This window comes from Micromonospora inyonensis (assembly GCF_900091415.1).
Taxonomy (GTDB): Bacteria; Actinomycetota; Actinomycetes; order Mycobacteriales; family Micromonosporaceae; genus Micromonospora; species Micromonospora inyonensis.
Genome location: NZ_FMHU01000001.1, coordinates 2,498,644 through 2,515,971 on the forward strand (window position 1 = coordinate 2,498,644; position 17,328 = coordinate 2,515,971).

Annotated in this window: 21 protein-coding genes and 1 pseudogene; 15 read left to right on the plus strand and 7 right to left on the minus strand. The window is 72.1% G+C overall.

Features of this window, described 5'->3' with window-relative positions; genetic code table 11:
* Window positions 1-29 precede the first annotated feature (29 nt).
* The 3 genes from GA0074694_RS11245 to GA0074694_RS11255 are packed head-to-tail and all read left to right on the plus strand — an operon-like array spanning window position 30 to window position 3,099.
* Window positions 30-893, plus strand: a complete 864-nt coding sequence (locus GA0074694_RS11245) for a 3'(2'),5'-bisphosphate nucleotidase CysQ (RefSeq protein ID WP_091458977.1) — start codon at window positions 30-32, stop codon at window positions 891-893.
* Window positions 890-1,804, plus strand: a complete 915-nt coding sequence (gene cysD / locus GA0074694_RS11250) for a sulfate adenylyltransferase subunit CysD (RefSeq protein WP_091456643.1) — start codon at window positions 890-892, stop codon at window positions 1,802-1,804. The genes GA0074694_RS11245 and cysD overlap by 4 nt, the downstream gene beginning before the upstream one ends.
* Window positions 1,804-3,099 carry a sulfate adenylyltransferase subunit 1 gene (locus GA0074694_RS11255; RefSeq protein ID WP_091456645.1) on the plus strand — a complete coding sequence of 432 codons (1,296 nt, stop codon included), beginning with the start codon at window positions 1,804-1,806 and terminating at the stop codon, window positions 3,097-3,099. The genes cysD and GA0074694_RS11255 overlap by 1 nt, the downstream gene beginning before the upstream one ends.
* Before the next feature lie 144 nt (window positions 3,100-3,243).
* On the opposite strand, the gene GA0074694_RS11260 is transcribed toward GA0074694_RS11255, so the two are convergent.
* Entirely contained in the window at window positions 3,244-4,086 is an 843-nt protein-coding gene (locus GA0074694_RS11260) for an SDR family NAD(P)-dependent oxidoreductase (protein WP_176737870.1), read from the minus strand.
* An 82-nt stretch (window positions 4,087-4,168) separates the two neighbouring features.
* On the opposite strand from GA0074694_RS11260, the pseudogene GA0074694_RS11265 reads away from it, so the two are divergent.
* A pseudogene (locus GA0074694_RS11265) lies at window positions 4,169-4,420 on the plus strand (aldolase/citrate lyase family protein); the annotation flags it as partial.
* Window positions 4,421-4,594: 174 nt separating this feature from the next.
* On the opposite strand, the gene GA0074694_RS11270 reads toward GA0074694_RS11265, so the two are convergent.
* On the minus strand, window positions 4,595-5,125 hold the full coding sequence (locus GA0074694_RS11270) for a DUF4190 domain-containing protein (protein ID WP_091456651.1): 531 nt from the start codon (window positions 5,123-5,125) through the stop codon (window positions 4,595-4,597).
* Between the two features lie 184 nt (window positions 5,126-5,309).
* Here GA0074694_RS11270 and GA0074694_RS11275 point away from each other — a divergent pair, with 184 nt between their 5' ends.
* Window positions 5,310-6,146, plus strand: coding sequence for an SDR family NAD(P)-dependent oxidoreductase (locus GA0074694_RS11275; RefSeq protein WP_377465567.1), 837 nt, complete (start codon window positions 5,310-5,312; stop codon window positions 6,144-6,146).
* Window positions 6,147-6,148: 2 nt separating this feature from the next.
* Here the strand turns inward: GA0074694_RS11275 and GA0074694_RS32805 are convergent, their stop codons facing one another.
* Both GA0074694_RS32805 and GA0074694_RS11285 read right to left on the minus strand, forming a co-directional pair.
* Window positions 6,149-6,544, minus strand: a complete 396-nt coding sequence (locus tag GA0074694_RS32805) for a DUF4190 domain-containing protein (protein WP_091458979.1) — start codon at window positions 6,542-6,544, stop codon at window positions 6,149-6,151.
* A gap of 361 nt (window positions 6,545-6,905) precedes the next feature.
* Window positions 6,906-7,310 carry a CoA-binding protein gene (locus tag GA0074694_RS11285; RefSeq protein ID WP_091458981.1) on the minus strand — a complete coding sequence of 135 codons (405 nt, stop codon included), beginning with the start codon at window positions 7,308-7,310 and terminating at the stop codon, window positions 6,906-6,908.
* Window positions 7,311-7,502: 192 nt separating this feature from the next.
* On the opposite strand from GA0074694_RS11285, the gene GA0074694_RS11290 reads away from it, so the two are divergent.
* Window positions 7,503-7,922: a thiol-disulfide oxidoreductase DCC family protein gene (locus GA0074694_RS11290; protein ID WP_091456658.1), complete on the plus strand. Its 420-nt coding sequence runs from the start codon at window positions 7,503-7,505 to the stop codon at window positions 7,920-7,922.
* A gap of 10 nt (window positions 7,923-7,932) precedes the next feature.
* Here GA0074694_RS11290 and GA0074694_RS11295 read toward each other — a convergent pair whose 3' ends face one another.
* The 3 genes from GA0074694_RS11295 to trxA all read right to left on the minus strand — a co-directional run bounded on the left by GA0074694_RS11295 (window position 7,933) and on the right by trxA (window position 9,768).
* Window positions 7,933-8,829 (minus strand): HTTM domain-containing protein, encoded by an 897-nt coding sequence (locus tag GA0074694_RS11295; protein ID WP_091458983.1) that lies wholly within the window; start codon window positions 8,827-8,829, stop codon window positions 7,933-7,935.
* Window positions 8,826-9,266, minus strand: coding sequence for a hypothetical protein (locus GA0074694_RS11300; protein ID WP_091458986.1), 441 nt, complete (start codon window positions 9,264-9,266; stop codon window positions 8,826-8,828). The genes GA0074694_RS11295 and GA0074694_RS11300 overlap by 4 nt, the downstream gene beginning before the upstream one ends.
* 139 nt (window positions 9,267-9,405) lie before the next feature.
* Window positions 9,406-9,768: a thioredoxin gene (gene trxA / locus GA0074694_RS11305; protein ID WP_091456661.1), complete on the minus strand. Its 363-nt coding sequence runs from the start codon at window positions 9,766-9,768 to the stop codon at window positions 9,406-9,408.
* Window positions 9,769-10,331: 563 nt separating this feature from the next.
* Between trxA and GA0074694_RS11310 the strand changes: the two genes are divergently transcribed.
* The 9 genes from GA0074694_RS11310 to GA0074694_RS11345 all read left to right on the plus strand — a co-directional run bounded on the left by GA0074694_RS11310 (window position 10,332) and on the right by GA0074694_RS11345 (window position 17,223).
* Complete coding sequence (locus tag GA0074694_RS11310; RefSeq protein WP_176737871.1) at window positions 10,332-10,880, plus strand: hypothetical protein; 549 nt, start codon at window positions 10,332-10,334, stop codon at window positions 10,878-10,880.
* A gap of 32 nt (window positions 10,881-10,912) precedes the next feature.
* Window positions 10,913-11,536 carry a TrmH family RNA methyltransferase gene (locus GA0074694_RS11315; protein ID WP_091456668.1) on the plus strand — a complete coding sequence of 208 codons (624 nt, stop codon included), beginning with the start codon at window positions 10,913-10,915 and terminating at the stop codon, window positions 11,534-11,536.
* 97 nt (window positions 11,537-11,633) lie between these two features.
* Complete coding sequence (locus tag GA0074694_RS11320; protein WP_342670921.1) at window positions 11,634-12,329, plus strand: DUF6758 family protein; 696 nt, start codon at window positions 11,634-11,636, stop codon at window positions 12,327-12,329.
* 131 nt (window positions 12,330-12,460) lie between these two features.
* Window positions 12,461-12,619, plus strand: coding sequence for a hypothetical protein (locus GA0074694_RS31580; protein ID WP_170107933.1), 159 nt, complete (start codon window positions 12,461-12,463; stop codon window positions 12,617-12,619).
* Window positions 12,620-12,625: 6 nt separating this feature from the next.
* Entirely contained in the window at window positions 12,626-13,507 is an 882-nt protein-coding gene (locus tag GA0074694_RS11325; protein ID WP_091456675.1) for a PH domain-containing protein, read from the plus strand.
* 97 nt (window positions 13,508-13,604) lie between these two features.
* Window positions 13,605-14,381 carry a SigE family RNA polymerase sigma factor gene (locus GA0074694_RS11330; protein ID WP_091456679.1) on the plus strand — a complete coding sequence of 259 codons (777 nt, stop codon included), beginning with the start codon at window positions 13,605-13,607 and terminating at the stop codon, window positions 14,379-14,381.
* A complete protein-coding gene (locus GA0074694_RS11335; protein ID WP_091456682.1) occupies window positions 14,378-15,628 on the plus strand; it encodes a hypothetical protein in 1,251 nt (416 codons plus the stop codon). The genes GA0074694_RS11330 and GA0074694_RS11335 overlap by 4 nt, the downstream gene beginning before the upstream one ends.
* Window positions 15,629-15,686: 58 nt before the next feature.
* Window positions 15,687-16,568, plus strand: coding sequence for a PHP domain-containing protein (locus GA0074694_RS11340; protein ID WP_091456685.1), 882 nt, complete (start codon window positions 15,687-15,689; stop codon window positions 16,566-16,568).
* 40 nt (window positions 16,569-16,608) lie between these two features.
* On the plus strand, window positions 16,609-17,223 hold the full coding sequence (locus tag GA0074694_RS11345; RefSeq protein ID WP_091456688.1) for a MarC family protein: 615 nt from the start codon (window positions 16,609-16,611) through the stop codon (window positions 17,221-17,223).
* Window positions 17,224-17,328: the final 105 nt, after the last annotated feature.

Consider the following 17,328-nt stretch of genomic DNA (forward strand, 5'->3'; position numbering starts at 1 on the left):
CCGATCCCGTACGAGGAGCGCACATGTCGATGAATCCACCGGAGTCCGACGGCGGGCTGGCCCACTGGCTCGCGGCCCGCGCGGGCGAGCTCCTGCTCGCGGTACGTGCCGAGCACGGCCACGCGGACCCGGCCGCGCTGAAGGCGGCCGGCGACCGGGCCTCCCACGAGTTCCTCCTCGCCGAGTTGGCCCGCTGGCGGCCGACCGACACGGTGCTCTCCGAGGAGGACGACGACTCCCGCCGCTCGGTGTCGACCGGTGGAGGGCCGACCCGGCTGGACGCCGACCGGGTGTGGATCATCGACCCGTTGGACGGGACCCGGGAGTTCTCCGAGGAGGGCCGGTCGGACTGGGCGGTGCACGTGGCGCTCTGGCACCGGCACGCCTCCACCCCGCACCGGCTGGTCGCCGGGGCGGTGGGGCTGCCCGCCCAGGGGCAGGTGCTGACCACGGAGTTCCCGCTGCGCCCGCGCACCGATCGGGCCGGCGTCGACGGTCCGATCCGGTTGGCGGCGAGCCGGAGCCGTCCCCCCGCGTTCCTCACCCACCTGGCCGAGGACATCGGTGCGGAGTTGGTGCCGATGGGGTCGGCGGGGGCGAAGATCGCGGCGGTGGTGACCGGTGAGGTGGACTCGTACATCCACGCCGGGGGGCAGTACGAGTGGGACTCGGCGGCGCCGGTGGCGGTGGCCACGACGGCCGGGTTCCACGCCTGCCGGATCGACGGCAGCGCGCTGAGCTACAACGAGGTGGATCCGCGCCTGCCCGACCTGCTGGTCTGCCGCCCGGAACTGGCCGCGCCGCTGCTGGAGGCCCTGAGCCGACAGCTGTCCACGGCTGCCGCCGGGACGGCCGCACCGGAGACGTCCCTGCTCGGAAAGGAACAGCGATGAACAGCGGATCGGCGCTGTACCAGACGACCCACCTGGACGCGTTGGAGGCGGAGAGCATCTTCGTGATGCGTGAGGTGGTGGCGGAGATGGAGCGGCCGGTGCTGCTCTTCTCCGGTGGCAAGGACTCGATCGTGATGCTCCGGTTGGCGGAGAAGGCGTTCGCTCCGGCGAACATCCCGTTCCCGGTGATGCACGTCGACACCGGCCACAACTTCCCCGAGGTCCTGGAGTACCGCGACCGGCGGGTCGACGAACTCGGCCTGCACCTGATCGTGGCCAGCGTGCCGGAGGCCCTGGTCCGGGGCCTGGTCACCGAACCGGCGGACGGCACCCGGAACCGGATCCAGACGCCGGTGTTGCTGGACGCGGTGGAGAAGCACCGGTTCGATGCGTTGTTCGGTGGGGCGCGTCGGGATGAGGAGAAGGCGCGGGCGAAGGAGCGGGTGTTCTCGTTCCGGGACGAGTTCGGGCAGTGGGATCCGAAGAATCAGCGTCCGGAGTTGTGGTCGTTGTACAACGGTCGGCATCATGCGGGTGAGTCGATTCGGGTGTTTCCGTTGTCGAACTGGACCGAGTTGGATGTGTGGCACTACATCGCTCGGGAGCGGATCGCGTTGCCGTCGATCTACTTCGCGCACGAGCGTGAGGTGATCGAGCGGGACGGCATGCTCTACGCGGTGAACGAGTTCATCCAGCCCCGGGCCGGCGAGGAGCGGTTCAAGGCGCGGGTGCGGTACCGGACCGTCGGCGACGCCTCGTGCACGGCTGCCGTTCGCTCCGACGCGGACTCGGTGGAGTTGGTGATCGAGGAGGTCGGGGCGACCCGGGTCACCGAGCGGGGTGCGACCCGGGGGGACGACCGGGTGAGTGAGGCCGCCATGGAGGACCGCAAGCGGGAGGGCTACTTCTGATGAGTGCCGAGACGATCGCCCCGGAGACGTCGGCCCGCCCGATGGACCTGTTGCGCTTCGCCACCGCCGGCAGCGTCGACGACGGCAAGTCGACGCTGATCGGCCGGTTGTTGTATGACACGAAGTCGTTGTTCACGGATCAGTTGGAGGCCGTGGAAGCGGTTTCGGCGGCGCGGGGTGACGAGTACACGAACCTGGCGTTGTTGACCGACGGGTTGCGGGCGGAACGGGAACAGGGCATCACGATCGATGTCGCCTACCGGTACTTCGCGACCCCACGGCGGAAGTTCATCATCGCCGACACCCCCGGGCACATCCAGTACACCCGGAACATGGTCACCGGCGCGTCGACCGCCGACCTGGCCCTGATCCTCGTCGACGCCCGTAAGGGCCTGGTCGAACAGTCCCGCCGCCACGCCTTCCTGTGCAGTCTGCTCCGCGTCCCGCACCTCGTGCTCTGCGTCAACAAGATGGACCTGGTCGACTGGTCCCAGGACGTGTTCGACCAGATCGCCGACGAGTTCACCGCCTTCGCCGCCAAACTCGACGTCCCCGACCTCGCGGTCGTGCCGATCTCCGCGCTCAAGGGCGACAACATCGTCACCCGATCCGAGAACACCCCCTGGTACGAAGGCCCCTCCCTGCTCCACCACCTGGAGCACGTGCACATCGCCTCCGACCGCAACCTCGTCGACGTGCGGTTCCCCGTCCAGTACGTCATCCGCCCCCAGTCGACCACCGTCACCGACTACCGCGGCTACGCCGGGCAGGTCGCCTCCGGCGTGATCAAACCCGGCGACGAGATCATGGTCCTACCGTCCGGGTTCACCTCCCGCATCGCAGCCGTGGACACCGCCGACGGACCCGTCGCCGAGGCGTTCCCACCCATGTCCGTCACCGTCCGCCTCACCGACGAGATCGACATTTCCCGCGGCGACATGATCTGCCGACCCAACAACGCCCCCACCCCCACCCAGGATGTGGAAGCGATGGTCTGCTGGATGGACGAGACCCGACCGTTGCAGATCGGCGGCCGGTACACCATCAAACACACCACCCGCACCGCCCGCGCGATCGTCCGGGACCTGCACTACCGCCTCGACATCAACACCCTGCACCGCGACGACACCGCCACCGAGTTGACACTCAACGAGATCGGCCGGGTCCGACTCCGCACCACCGTGCCACTCCTCGCCGACGAATACCGCCGCAACCGCACCACCGGCGGATTCATCATCATCGACGAAGCCACCAACCGCACCGTCGCCGCCGCCATGATCGTCGAAACCACCTAACCCCCACCCCGGATGCAGGGGGCCCTTCCTCACCAAAAACCGGTAGGAAGGGCCCCCTGCAACCACCCGAACAGCGCACGACACCCCGACAGACACCCAGCACGCAGCGCTGCGGCCGCGACGACCGACCTCGGCGGCGATGCCTCAGCCGCAGCCGACCGCCCGAGCACTGGCCGTCCAGAGTCGGGCGGCCAGTTGGCGGTCGGCGGCCTTCGGCCGCGGACGGCCGGGGCGCCGGTCGACGTAGTAGCCGCCGTCGACGAGCCGCCCGGGATCCTCGTGGGCCAGCCAGACCAGCGTGTCCGCGCCCCGCTCCGGGCTCCGGAACGGCAGCATCCGCATGCCCCACGCGACCAGCCGGCTCTCGTTGCCGAAGCGGGTCCGGACCACGCCCGGATGGAAGCAGTGCGCCGGCACCTCCGGCCACCGGCGTGCGGCCTCGGCGGTGAACAGGATGTTCGCCTGCTTGCTGGTGCCGTATGCGCGCAACGGCTGGTACCGACGCAGGGTGGCGTTAAGGTCGTCCGGGTCGAGCGCCCCGCTGCGGTGTGCCGCGGAGGCGGTCACCACCATGCGGCCGATCCGGTCCCGGAGCAGGTTGCTCAGCAGGAACGGGGCCAGGTGGTTCGCCTGCATGGAGAGTTCGAACCCGTCGATCGTGGTCACCGGCTGCAACACGATGGCGCCGGCGTTGTGGGCCAGTACGTCGATCCGGTCGTACGCGGCACGCAGCCGCTCGGCGAGCCCGCGTACGTCGTCCAGCACCGCGAAGTCGGCCCGGAACAGTTCGGGCTGTTCCCCGCCCGCCTCCCGTACCCGCTCCCCGGCGGCGGTGAGCCGGGCCGGATCGCGGCCGACCAGCACCACCTGGTCGCCCCGGCGGGCCAGGGCCACGGCGGCGGCCAGGCCGATGCCCGAACTGGCACCGGTCACCACCACCAGTCGACGTCGCGTGACATCTTCCCCAGGTGCGTTCTCCCGCGTCATGGCGCGAGGTTACCGTGACGTAGCCGGGCCCCCGTGTCGTCACGTCCGCCGCCGTCCTCGGGCGGGACGAGGAGCGTAGTCGATGGCCGGCGTTGGACGTCCCCGCCGGTCCTGCCTCGCGGTGCCGGTTCCGGCGTCAAGATGCTGGGCAAGGCCCAGGGCCTCCCGGCCGACCAGGTCTTCCTGGCCCTTGAGGATGCGGTCGCCCCGCTGGCCAAGCCGGACGCGCCGGAAGAACGTCGTCGCCGCGCTCAACGAGGGTGACTGGTTCGGCGAGACCCGCGTGGTCCGGGTCAACGACCTGACCACCCCGTGGACGTACCACTACGTTCTGACGCGCTCGGCTTCGACGGCCAGTGGGTGCCGCACCCGGGCCAGATCGACGCCGCGAACGAGGTGTACTCGCCGGCCCGGGCCGACTGCGACCACGCCGAGCCGGACCGGGTGCCGGTCCGGTGCGGTCGGTCCGGCACCCGTACGGTCCGTGTGTCCCCGAGCCCACGTGGGTTCAGTAGGTGGACGTGGTGTCCGTCTGCGACACCGCGAAGACGATGAGCGCGATGTAGGCGACGATCGCCAGGCCGATGAGACCGGTGAGCACCCAGCCGACGATGATCCCGGCCTTCGCCAGACCGTCGCCGTCCTCGCCCCGCTCCCGGATCTGCCGCCGGGCGACGTGCCCGAGGATCGCGCCGATCGGAGCCGTGACGCAGGAGGCGACCCCCATCACGGACAGGATCAGCGACACCAGGGCGAGGCTGTTCGTCTGGCGGACCGGCGGATACGGGTACGGCGCGTAACCCGCCGGGGGAACCGGGTAGCCCGGCGGAGCGGCGTAGCCAGCCGGGTAGCCGGCGGCCGCGTACGGGTCGGCGACGGGGTACCCGGGAACCGGCTGGCCCGGCGTGTACGGGTCCGGCCCGGTCGGCTGTGCCGGTACGGGCGGATCGGTCATCGACCGGGTCGGGTCGACCGGTGGGGCGGAGGAGGGATCCGACCGGGCCGGGTCCTGCCACTGGGAGGGCGAGGGATATGTCATGAGGTCTTCTTCTCCGTCGAGTCCGGGCTGCGCCGTCAGGGTAGTCACCCGGGGCGAAAGCGGACCACCGCGTGGTGCCGCGTTGCCCGGACCCCCGTCGAGCGGGCAGGATCGCGGCATGGCGATTGACGCGCGTGCCGCGGACCGTTCCGGCCGATCCCGTCGGGACGTGAGCCGACCGGGGGTGGCCCGGCGGAGCCGTGCCGCGCTCGCGGCGGCCCTGACCGACCAGGACGAGCCGGTGCCCCTGCCCGAGCCGGTGACCATGCGACTGGACGGGCGGGTGGCGCTGGTGACCGGCGCCGGCAGTCCGGACGGCATCGGGTACGCCACGGCACGTCGGCTCACCGACCTCGGCGCCCGGGTCGCCATCGTCTCCACGACCCGGCGGATCCACGAGCGGGCCAGCGAACTCGGGGCCACCGGATTCGTCGCCGACCTCACCGACGAGGCGGAGGTCGGCGCGCTGGCCGACGCGGTCGCCGACCAGCTCGGCGAGGTGGAGGTCCTGGTCAACAACGCCGGTCTCGCCAGCCGGGCCAGCCCGGAGGTGCTCCGCCCGGTGGCCCAGCTCAGCTACGACGAGTGGCGTACGGAGATCGACCGGAACCTGAACACCGCGTTCCTGTGCAGCCGGGCGTTCATCGGGGGGATGGCCGAACGCGGCTGGGGGCGGATAGTGAACCTCGCGGCCACCGCCGGGGCGGTCAACGCCCTGCCCACCGAGGCGGCGTACTCGGCGGCCAAGGCGGGGGTGGTGGGCCTGACCCGGGCGTTGGCCATGGAGATGGTCGCTGACGGGGTGACCGTCAACGCGGTCGCCCCGGGCACCATCCACACCGCGGCGTCAACGGTGGCGGAGATCCGGCATGGCCTCGGCACCCCGGTCGGCCGGCCCGGTACGCCGGACGAGGTGGCCGCCGCCATCGTCTTCCTCTGTTCGCCGGCCGCCTCGTACATCACCGGGCAGATGCTCGTGGTGGACGGCGGGAACAGCGTCCGCGAGGCGCAGTTCCGCTGACGTCAGGTGGTGGTGCCGCTGTTCGCGCCGGCCCACACCACCAGGCTGAGCCAGCCGCAGCAGAACAGCAGGTACAGCCCGGTGATGACGTAGCTCGCGATCAGGCCCCAGAAGGCGAGCTGCTCGCCCTGCTCGTGGGTCTGCCGGATCTGTCGGCGGGCCATGTGCCCGAGGAGGATGCCGACCGGGGCGAACACGAACGCGAAGACCAGCGAGAGGATCGCCATCACGTTCATGGTCCCGCTGGCGGGCGCCGGGCCGTAGGGCCCGTAGGCAGGCGGCGGCGGGTACGGCGGCTGCCCGCCCCAGTAGGGCTGTGGCTGCTCGCCCCAGTGGGGCTGGTCGCCCTTGTGCGGCTGCTCGCCCCAACCCGGATCGGACGGTGGCGGGTAACTCAAGACTTCCTCCTCGCCGCCCACGGGCGGAACGTTCTCACCTGCCGGACGCTAGCAGTCGTGGTGAAGCTTGTCACAGCGGTTGTGTGGACCCCCGGTCCGACCGACGTGCAGCGGTCGATCCTGGAAGCCGTCCGGGGTGCGGGGCGCGTTCCCATGGTCCGGACCGGAGTGCGGTTCCGACGTGGCCACTCCAGGAAGACGAGATCGAGCGGCTGATGCGGGAGGCCACGTTCCCGCTGATCGCGAGGGCACCTCGGAGAGCCAGAAGACGATCATCTCCCGGGCTGCTCCGGGAGTACCGGCTCTGAGCCTCAGGGCAACGGCTCGGGCCCGCGGCTCGTGGTTCGACGGGGCAACCGGTTCAGCGGCGGCTGAGGCCCGCGGCGGCCCGTTCGACGATCAGGCACCGGTCCTCGACGTAGTCGATGCCCGCCTCCTCGGCGATCCGGCGGGCCTCGGGCGAGACGATTCCGAGCTGCAACCAGACCGCCGGCGCGCCGATGGCCACCGCCTCGCGGACCACCTCGACGGCGTCCTCGGCCGGACGGAAGACGTCCACCAGGTCCACCGGGTGGGGGATGTCGGCCAGGGACCGGTACACCGGCTCACCGAACAGCTCGTCGGCGGTCGGGTTGACCGGGATGATCCGCCAGCCGTACCGCTGCATCTGGGCCGGCACGCTGTGCGCGGCCTTGCGGGGATCACGGGACGCGCCCACGACGGCGATCACGGCGGCGTCGGCGAGGATTTGCTGGGCAGTACGCACGAGCCGACTGTAACCCCGGCGGCCGTCACCCGGCCTGGCGGCCGCGTTGTGACCCCGGCCCGGCGGCATCGTCGCCGGACCGTGCCACCGTGCCTCGATGCCCTTTGCCCGGACGAGATCCCCGATTTCATGCCCGCCGCCGGGCGCGAGCCCCGTGCCGCGGCGGGAGCCCCGGGCGGGGAGGATGGGCACATGGAGAGGTCGACCTTCGTCTACGACGGGGACTGTGCGTTCTGCACCCGGTGTGCCGAGTTCATCGAGCGGCGCATCCCCACCGACGTCCGGGTGCTGCCCTGGCAGTTCGCGGACCTGGCGGCCCTCGGCCTGACCGTCGCCGAGTGCGAGGAGGCCGTGCAGTGGGTCGGCGCGGACGGCGGCCGGGCAGCCGGACCGGACGCCATCGCCCGGCTGCTCGGCGCCAGCACCGTCGGCTGGCGGGCGGCCGGTGCCGTGCTGCGCCTGCCGCCGGTCCGCCTCGCCGCCTGGCCGGTGTACCGCTGGGTGGCCCGGAACCGGCACCGCCTGCCCGGTGGGACGGCGGCCTGCTCGTTGCCGCAGGAGGTCCGGGAACGGCTCTACGGGCCGACGGGCGGCCCGCCCACCACCGCCTGACCGGGACCGTTCACCGTCCGGTCGGGCCGGTCGTCATGCGCGGAGGTGACGTCTCGGTCGCCGTCGCGCCACCGGCGCGGCGGGCCAGCCGACGGAGCAGGACGAGGGGGCGGACCCGCTCCAGTGCCAGGAAGCTGGCCATCGCGACCAGGTGCGGCGCGAACGAGATGGTGATGGTCGCCATGGTGACCGCGTGGAACGAGTAGAAGAACCCGACCATGGCCGTACGCCAGCGCGCGGGCAGCAGGAAGACCACCGGACTGAGCAGCTCGAAGGCCATGATCCCGAACTGTGCGGCGATCAGCAGGTAGGGCACCTGGGCGATCAGGTCGGCCAGGTCGGTACCCCGCCGCAGGATCGCCCGGGCCAGCACCGAGCCGGTCATCCAGTCGGGGCCACCGAAGCGCAGCTTCGCCCAGGCGGCGAGGAAGTACGTGCAGACCACGGCGATCTGGGTGACCCGCAGGGCCCAGCCGCCCGCCTCGGTGCGGGTCGGGTCGCCGTGCCGGGCCCGACCCGCGGTGGGGAGCACGGCCAGCGCCACCAGCAGGCCGAACCGGTCGTGGTCGACCTTGCCGTAGCTCATCGCGATGATCATCCAGTACAGGTACAGCGCGAAGACGGACCAGCCGAGCAGGCGGGGCGCCCGGCCGGTCGCGGCCAGTAGGGCGAGCACGAGCAGCGTCCAGAAGGTCCCGGTGATCAGCCACTCGGTGGGGGTGGGCAGGTGCAGCAGCCGACTGACGAACAGCGGTCGGTACAGCTCGCCCGGCACGTTGCCGTGGGTGCGCACCCAGGGAGTGAAGAAGACCAGGTCACCGGCGACGAAGAGGGAGACCAGGGTCCGGAAGGCCGCGATCCGGCCGAGCGGCACCGCCTCGGTCAGCCACCGGCCGACGGCGGTCATCGGGCCGCCTCCCACCGGACCACCGTCTCGTCGACGTGCCGACCGGTGGGGCGTCCGTCCTCGATGCCGTGCCAGCGCACCACGATGCGGACCTCGACCACCTCGGGCGCGCCCGGGTGGCGGTCGGCGTACGCGTCGGCGACCTCACGGAGCAGTTCGGGGTCGGCCTCGTACCGGCCGCGCTGACCCTCGATCTCGGCACGGCGGATGCCGGTGGCGTCCTGACCCAGTTCGATCAGCGCGCCGGTCGCGTCGACCCCCTCGACCCGGGTGTCCGGCGCCGGGGCGTCCGGCGAGTTGGTGGTGGCGAACATCCGGAACGGCCCGAACGGGAAGTGGTCGTCGGAACCGACGAGGGTGCCGGCGAGCAGCAGTGCGAGGCCGAGCGCGGTGACGCCCAGCCGGACGGCCCGGCCCTGCGGGGTCAAGGTCTCCATCGCATCGCGACGATACGGAATGTTCCGCCCGTCGGGGATCCCTCCGTCGTCCATCCGTGGCGGTCCGTGTCGCCAGGAGGTCGCGGGCAGGCGTCAGCTCCGGACGGGCCGGGCCCGTCCGGAGCCGGTGCGCGTCGGGTCAGTGCTGGTGCTCGGCCAGCTTCTTGCGGACGTCCGCCATGTCGAGCGCCTGGACCTGCTCGATCAGGTTCTCCAGGGCGGACTCGGGAAGGGCGCCCGGCTGGGCGAAAACGATCACCCCGTCGCGGATCGCCATGATGGTCGGGATCGACCGAATGTCGAACTGCGCGCCCAGAGCCTGCTGCGCCTCGGTGTCGACCTTGCCGAAGACGATGTCCGGGTGCTTCTCCGAGGAGCGCTCGAAGACCGGGGCGAACCGCTTGCACGGGCCGCACCACTCCGCCCAGAAGTCGACCAGGACGATGCCGTCCCGGCCGGTCACCTCGTCGAAGTTCGCCGTGGTCAGCTCAACGGTTGCCATTCGAGTCTCCGATCAGCGCGGATTACGTACGTCAGGTGGAACCGGGTGGGGTCGTTCCGAATTCCCGTGGGTGCGGTGTCGAAACTCGGCAGCTCACCGGGGGGATCGAAAAACGTCTGTTAACGAGTGGTGTGCCTTCTGCACTTGCAGACTGCACTTGCGTGACAAGCCGTGATGGGAGCGATCCCACGGGGATTGGCGATCATCCCGTTCGATGTTCCATCGACTCCCCCTTGGCAAGGAGGTATTTCACCTGCGGTGATCGCTCCGTCGGTGGATCTCGGTCACTCTACGTGCGATAACGAAAAGATAAATGTGACTTGCATCTCTGTTCTGTGTTACATCACGTGGGGCAGAATCTTTCCCATCAGAGCGTGGGCGGCGGGTGCCGGGGAGGGCCCCGCCGCTCATTGCGTCCGCACCCTTCCAGAGCTGCCTTAACTATCGATAAGGCATGCCGTGCCGACCTCCGTCGCCCGCACCACGGTGCTCAGGATCCAGGTCGGCCGCTACCACGAGGAGTCCGAGGGTGGTCCGGCGTCCGGTCGCCCGGTGGCCGGCATATGCTGACGCCGGAGGTTCCCATGAGCCACTCCCTCGCCGGAGAGCCGCCCGCCGCCGGCCGTCGCGCCGCCCCGCTGACCACCGCCGTCTACTCCGCCGTGGAGTGGGATCTGCTCACCGGACTACCCGGTCGGGTGGTGGTCGTCGCCACCGCCCCGGCCCCCGGCCGGCCACTGCGTGGGGTCGCCGCCGGGCTCGCCGGCCTGGAGGCGGTGGCCGCCGGACGGGCCTTCGACAGCGACCTCGTACGCGCCGTGGTCGCCACCATCTACGCCCGCCACGACGAACCCGCCCCACCCGCTCGGACCGGCCAGGGCCGTCGCCGTGGGCGATCGGCCCCCACCGACCCGGCGGACCTGCTCGCCGACTGCCGGACGGCGGCCCGGGTGCTCCGGCGCCGGGCCGACCCGGCCGACTCGGCGGCGTACCGCCAGTGGGTGCAGACGGTCGCGGCCCGGGTCTGCCGGGCGGTTCCCAGCGGGCCCACGCTCAGCCCGGCCGACCAGCATTTCCTCGACCGGCTGGGTGCGGCGCTGGGCCTGCGCTGAGGGGCCGGGCGGGCACCGTACGCTGTGCCAGCGTGACCGGTGACCAGCTCGACGTCGGTGTGGGCCCGTGGCCCGGAGATCCGCCCGACGACCCCCGCTACGACCCGGAGCTGCTCGCCGAGGGCGACCGGCGCAACGTGGTCGACCGGTACCGCTACTGGCGGCGGGAGGCCGTGGTCGAGGATCTGGACCGTCGCCGGCACGACTTCCACGTGGCGATCGAGAACTGGCAGCACGACTTCAACATCGGCACCGTGGTGCGAAACGCCAATGCGTTCCTCGCCGCCGAGGTGCACATCGTCGGGCGGCGGCGGTGGAACCGGCGCGGCGCGATGGTCACCGACCGCTACCAGCACGTCCGGCACCACGAGACGATCGAGGAGTTCGTCGCCTGGGCGGCCGGGCGGGACCTGCCCGTGGTCGGCATCGACAACCTGCCCGGGTCCTGTCCGCTGGAGACCACCACGCTGCCCCGGCGTTGCGTGCTGCTCTTCGGCCAGGAGGGTCCCGGCCTCTCCGAGGCGGCCCGCGCCGCCTGTGACCAGCTTTTCTCGATCGCCCAGTATGGCTCGACCCGGTCGATCAACGCCGGTGTGGCCAGCGGCATCGCGATGCACGCCTGGATCCGGGCGTACGCCGACGTGCCACCGGCCTGACCTGCGCTTTCCCGAGCCGTTACCAGGTGGCGGACCGGACGTGACCGAAAAGGCCGCTCCGCTTGACGGGGTGACGATCCGGGGTGACCGTGTGGATATGAGTGTTTCGGTGAGTTGTCCGCGGTGTGGCGGACCGGTCCGGGGGCCGGACCTGATGCACACGGAGTCGCGTTGTCTGGCCTGTGGGCCCGTCCCCCCGTTGCACGTCCCGGAGCACATCGGCCCGGAGATCGTGTCGAGCGTGGTGGAGCGGATCATGGCCGGGCCGACCGGGGGGACCCCGGCCGTCCCGCTCTGGTCCCCCTGGCCACTGCCGCCCGGCTGGACGGTGACCGGGGTCGGCTGGGCCGGCGACGACCGCACCGGGGTCCGCGCCACCGTGGTCGCCTGCGCCGGCCCCGCCCCGCTCGGCGGTGGCCCCGCCGACGTGGTCTTCGTCGCCGAGGAGCCCGGCGTGGGGCTCGGCACCCGCCTCGCCGGCATGCCCGGTCCGGACCCGGGCCCCCGGCTCACCGAGGCGCTGGCCGACCCCGGCCCAGGTCATCCCGAGCACGTCGCCACGGCGAAGATCAGGGTGGGCGGCCATCCGACTCCACTGTGGCCCGTCGACTCCTCACCGGATCGAAGCGCGTACGCCGGCGAGGCTCGGGGAATGTGGCTTCATGCGATAGCCTGGCCGGCGAGCGCGGGTCACCTCCTCGCGGAAGACGTCGTCCTCCACGACCTGACCGAGTGGACTCCGCCCGAGCTCGTGTACGGTGCGCCCTCTCCGTACCTGCACGGGAAGGCTTGACGAGCGACGAGGCTTGACAAGTGTCCCGGAATGTCGGAGAACAGACGCAGTATTCACCGTACGACACCTGACTGATACTCTGGGTGCCGCTGCGGTATGGGACCCGGCACCGCGCGAGAGGATGGCCCGTCATGGTCAAGAAGGTCCTCACCTGGGCCGGAGTCGCGTTCTTGATTTTCTTCATCGCGTTCCAGCCCAACTCCGCCGCTGACGTCTTCAAGTCGCTCGGCGGCGGCATCATGGACATTGCGCAGGGCTTCGGCGACTTCTTCACCAACCTCTTCGCCTAACCCGCGATGGGAAGCCCCTCCGGCCTGCCCCCAGACCCCGACGATCCCGACCGGGAGCGCCGGGAGCGCGACACGGAGCCGATCCCCCGGTACCGGGGGGACGACGACGATCGGCCACCGGGTTACGGCCCCGGGCGTGGCGACCGGGCGTCCTATCCGGACGACCTCGGTTACCCCGCCGACGGGCCGCCCTATCCGGACGACGCCCGGTCGGGCCGCACCTGGGTCCGCGACCCGGAGGCCGAGTACCAGCCACCGGTCTTCAGTGACGACGAGCTGGCCGGCCTCCGGGCGGACGCCGCCGGCTCGGCGCCGCGCCGGGTGCTGCCCCTGGAGGACGAGCCCAGCTCACTTGTCGCCCGCTACCTCTTCCCCACCGAGCGGTACCGGGGCGAGTGGAAACGGCACTGGATCCACCTCACCACCCCGATCCTGATCGGGGTGGCCGCGACCTTCGTCCTCGGCTACCTCTCCGGTGCCCTCGCCAACCGGAACATCGGCCCGTTGACCACCATCGCGGTGCTGCTCTGGTTCGCGGTGATGGGTTGGGTCGCGTGGAAGGTCGCGGACTGGTGGTACGACCGCTTCATCCTGACCAACAAGCGGGTCATGGTGGTCAACGGAATCATCACCCGCAAGGTCGCGATGATGCCGCTGGCCCGGGTCACCGACATGAAGTACGAGCAGACGCCGACCGGTCGGGCCCTCAACTACGGCACCTTCGTGCTGGAGTCCGCCGGCCAGGACCAGGCACTCCGCGAGATCAAGAACCTGCCGAACCCGAACGAGCTCTACCTGCGCGTGGTCGAGGAGATGTACGAGCCGCAGGCGGTGGAGGCCCGGTTGGGCAAGGAGGCCGACGAGGCGAAGGCGGACGACGGGGCGTAGGTTTTCGTCCGAACATCGGAGGAACACGCACCTTTCTGCCCTCGACCCGACCCCCGGAGCGTGGCAGCCTGCCAGCAGGAGGGGCGGGAGGTGAGTGGTGGCCGGCAGGGACGACCTGGAAGAGGAGTTCCGCGAGTTCGTCGCGGCCCGCTCCGGAGCCCTGCTGCGTACCGCCTACCTGCTCGCCGGGGACTGGGCCACCGCCGAGGACCTGCTCCAGACCGCGTTGACCAAGACCTACCTGGCCTGGAAGCGCCACGGTGGGATCGACGCCGTCGAGCCGTACGCCCGGCGGGTGCTGGTCAACACGTCGACGAGTTGGTGGCGTCGGCGCTGGCACGGTGAACGCCCCACCGAGGTGCTCCCCGAACGGCCCGCGACCGACGAGATCGAGCAGCAGCTCGACCGCGACGCGCTCTGGCGGCACCTGCGTGCCCTGCCGGCCCGGCAACGGGCGGTGCTGGTGCTCCGCTACTACGAGGACCTCTCCGAGGCGCAGACGGCGGCCCTGCTGAACATCTCCGTCGGGACGGTGAAGAGCCAGACCTCCCGGGCCCTGAACACGCTGCGCCGCCGGCTCGGCAGCGAGGACGCCCTCGGCCTGTCCGCCGGGGCGACCAGCCCGGACGGCAGCGCGGCACCCGCCCCGGACGGCAGCGCGGCACCCGCCCCGGACGGCAGCGCGGCACCCGCCCCGGCGGCCCGGTCCCGCCCGGTGCCGCGTACCCCGGTGCGGCCGGTGGTGCCGCGACCCGTCGCCGACAGCGCAGCCCCGGTGGGCCTCGGCGGCGCTTCCGGGCCGGCACCGGTGCTCCCGGCCCGACCACCGGTGCTCGCCACCGGGCTGCCCGCGTCGACCGGGGAACACCGGTGAACCGTCCCGACAACCTGCGCGCCGATCCGCAGCGTCCAATCGGTGTGGCTCGGGAGGACCTGGAGCAGGCGTTGCGGGAGACCCTGGCCCGCCAGGCCGGCACGCCCCGGCCGCTCGCGGTCGACCCCGCCGGCCGGGCGGTACGCCGTGCCGAGCGGCTCCAACGCCGACGGACCCTGGCCGGGGTGGCGCTGGCCGCGGTCGCGACCGTGGCGGTCAGCACCGGCATGGCGCAGCTGGGCACCGGCACCGCCCGGTACACCAGTCCGACCGTGGTGCTCGGCGACCCGACCGGACCGCCCGCCACGTCGGCCGTGCCGGCGGTGCAGCTCGACGGGCCGGTCTTCGAGGGGCTGTCGCTGGTCACCGGCTCCACCCTGGTCGTCGACGGCCGCGGGACGGATCTCGGCGCGGTCGGTCCGGTCGCGCGCGGACTGCGTACCGGGGACGGCTGGCTGTTCATCGGCACGCCCGGCGCGGCCGGCCGGACGGTCTGGCTGGTGGGTTCGAACGGCACGTCCCGGGTTCTGCTCGCCGGGGCGGACGCGGTGGCGGCGGACCCGACCGGCCGGCGGCTCGTCTGGCGGGAGGGAACCGAACTCCTCGTCGCGACGATCGCCAACGGTCAGCTGCTCCCCGGGCTGCGCACGACGGTGCCCGTGTCGGCGACGCCGGTTGGGTTCGTCGGCGACGACGTCCTCGTGCGGGTGCGTCCGGACGGGCCGGGCTTCGTGCTCTGGCGGGCCGACGGCAGCCCGTTCCGGGTCGGTACGGACCGGGCCGTCCTCGACGTCTACGGCCGCCTTCCGGACGGGCGGCTGGTCGCCCGGGTGACCGGCGCGTCGAAGAAGCAGTGCCTGGCTCTGCTCGACCCGGCCCGTGCCCTGGCCGCGTCCGTCACGGGGTGCACGGTGCCCCCACTGGGGGACGGGCCGGGATCGGTCTCCCCGGACGGGCGGTGGCTGCTGGTGAACGGTGCCGCCGACAGCCGGTCCGCCAACGGCACGGCGCTGCTGGTCGACCTGGGGCAGGCGTTCGGCGCGAAACCGGTGGTCCGCCCCGTCGGCCCGGGGGTGGCCGGTGCGGCGGCGTGGCCGGCGGTGGCGGAGGAGGTCGTGTACCCGGCGGTCGACGGGACACTGGTGCGGTTCGACCCCGACCGGAACCCCGTGCGGGCCACCGCGGCGGCGGTGCCGGGACTGCCGGCGGGCCAGTGGCCGGCGCTCGTCACCGCGGCGACGCTCTGAGGCGCAGCCCGTCGACCGACCGCCCACCCCGGCTCCCGCAGCCGGTAGCGTCCGGATCGTGACCCCGCGACCATCGTCCGCCCCGAGCCGGATCGACCTGCACACCCACTCCACCGCCAGCGACGGCACGCTGACCCCGGCCGAACTGGTGCGGGCCGCCGCCGACGCCGGGCTCGACGTCGTGGCGATCACCGACCACGACACCACCGCCGGCTGGGAACCGGCGCGCCGGGCGCTGCCGCCCGGACTCACCCTGATCCGGGGCGCGGAGATCTCCTGCCTGTGGAACGGGGTGCGGCCCGGGGTGTCGCTGCACCTGCTGGCGTACCTGTTCGATCCGGACTTCCCGGCGCTCGCCGCCGAACTGGCCCGGGTCCGGGCCTCCCGGGAGGCCCGTGGCGAGCGGATCGTCGAGCTGTTGCGGGCCGACGGGATCGAGGTGAGCTGGACGGAGATCCACACCGCCGCCGCGGGTGGCTCCGTAGGCCGCCCGCACATCGCGGCGGCACTGATCCGCGCCGGGCTGGTGGCGACCACCACCGAGGCGTTCGGCCCGCAGTGGCTGGGCAGCCGGTACCGGGTCGCCAAGGACGACATCGACGTCTTCCGGGCGGTGGAGCTGGTCCGGGCGGCCGGCGGGGTGCCGGTCTTCGCCCACCCCCGGGCCACCCGCCGGGGCCGGATCGTGCCGGACGAGCTGATCGTCGAGCTGGCCGGGGCGGGCCTGGCCGGGCTGGAGGCCGACCACGAGGACCACTCGCCGGCCGAACGGGAGCACGTCCGGGCCCTCGCGGACCGGCTCGGCCTGATCGTGACGGGCTCGTCGGACTTCCACGGCACGCACAAGACCGTCCGGCTGGGTGCCCACACCACCAGTCCGCAGGCGTACGAGCGGATCGTCGCGCAGGCCGGCGGGGTGACCCCGGTCGCTTCGGGCTGACCCGCGTTCGGCCTGGCCAGGGCGTCGCTACCGTGATCAGGTGGACGCCAAGCTGTTCGGAGAGGTCTTCGTGACCCTGCTGGTCATCACCGACCCGCCGGGCATGATGCCGATCTTCCTCGCGCTGACCGGCCCGATGTCGGCCCGGGACCGCCATCGGGCAGCCTGGCAGGCGGTGGCGCTGGCCCTCGGCGTGATCGTGGTCTTCGCGGTGGCCGGGCAGACTCTCCTCGACTACCTGCACGTGGACCTGCCGGCCCTCCAGGCCGCCGGTGGGCTGCTGCTGGTGCTGGTCGCGCTGGAACTGCTCACCGGCAAGGCGGACGACCCCAGCCAACAGTCCACCACCAACATCGCCCTGGTGCCGCTGGGCACCCCGCTGCTGGCCGGACCGGGTGCCATCGTGGCGACGATGCTCTTCGTCCAGCAGGCGGACGGCGCCGCCGACGTCACCGCCATCGCCGCCGCCATCGTCGCGGTGATGGTCGCCGTCTGGGTCGTGCTCCGCTTCTCCGGTGGGATCGTCAAGGTGCTCCGCCCCGGCGGGATCGAGGTGCTCACCCGGATCGCCGGCCTGTTGCTGGCGGCGATCGCCGTCCAGCTCATCGCGGACGCCATCGCCGCGTTCGTGACGCAGTACGCCAGTCTGACCTGACTCGCCGGTTACCTACCTGTCGTACTCGGATGGCAGGATCGCGGAGTGCGACGTTCCCCAGCCGACCGGTCCGGCCGCGCCGCCGGAGGCACCCCGCCCCGTCCC

Excerpts from the sequence above, each read along its gene's own strand:
- GA0074694_RS11245 (WP_091458977.1), top strand. The coding sequence starts at position 30 with ATGAATCCACCGGAGTCCGACGGCGGGCTGGCCCACTGGCTCGCGGCC.
- cysD (WP_091456643.1), top strand. The coding sequence starts at position 890 with ATGAACAGCGGATCGGCGCTGTACCAGACGACCCACCTGGACGCGTTG.
- GA0074694_RS11255 (WP_091456645.1), top strand. The coding sequence starts at position 1,804 with ATGAGTGCCGAGACGATCGCCCCGGAGACGTCGGCCCGCCCGATGGAC.
- GA0074694_RS11260 (WP_176737870.1), bottom strand. The coding sequence starts at position 4,086 with ATGACGCGGGAGAACGCACCTGGGGAAGATGTCACGCGACGTCGACTG.
- GA0074694_RS11270 (WP_091456651.1), bottom strand. The coding sequence starts at position 5,125 with ATGACATATCCCTCGCCCTCCCAGTGGCAGGACCCGGCCCGGTCGGAT.
- GA0074694_RS11290 (WP_091456658.1), top strand. The coding sequence starts at position 7,503 with ATGGAGAGGTCGACCTTCGTCTACGACGGGGACTGTGCGTTCTGCACC.
- GA0074694_RS11295 (WP_091458983.1), bottom strand. The coding sequence starts at position 8,829 with ATGACCGCCGTCGGCCGGTGGCTGACCGAGGCGGTGCCGCTCGGCCGG.
- GA0074694_RS11300 (WP_091458986.1), bottom strand. The coding sequence starts at position 9,266 with ATGGAGACCTTGACCCCGCAGGGCCGGGCCGTCCGGCTGGGCGTCACC.
- trxA (WP_091456661.1), bottom strand. The coding sequence starts at position 9,768 with ATGGCAACCGTTGAGCTGACCACGGCGAACTTCGACGAGGTGACCGGC.
- GA0074694_RS11310 (WP_176737871.1), top strand. The coding sequence starts at position 10,332 with ATGCTGACGCCGGAGGTTCCCATGAGCCACTCCCTCGCCGGAGAGCCG.
- GA0074694_RS11320 (WP_342670921.1), top strand. The coding sequence starts at position 11,634 with ATGAGTGTTTCGGTGAGTTGTCCGCGGTGTGGCGGACCGGTCCGGGGG.
- GA0074694_RS31580 (WP_170107933.1), top strand. The coding sequence starts at position 12,461 with ATGGTCAAGAAGGTCCTCACCTGGGCCGGAGTCGCGTTCTTGATTTTC.
- GA0074694_RS11325 (WP_091456675.1), top strand. The coding sequence starts at position 12,626 with ATGGGAAGCCCCTCCGGCCTGCCCCCAGACCCCGACGATCCCGACCGG.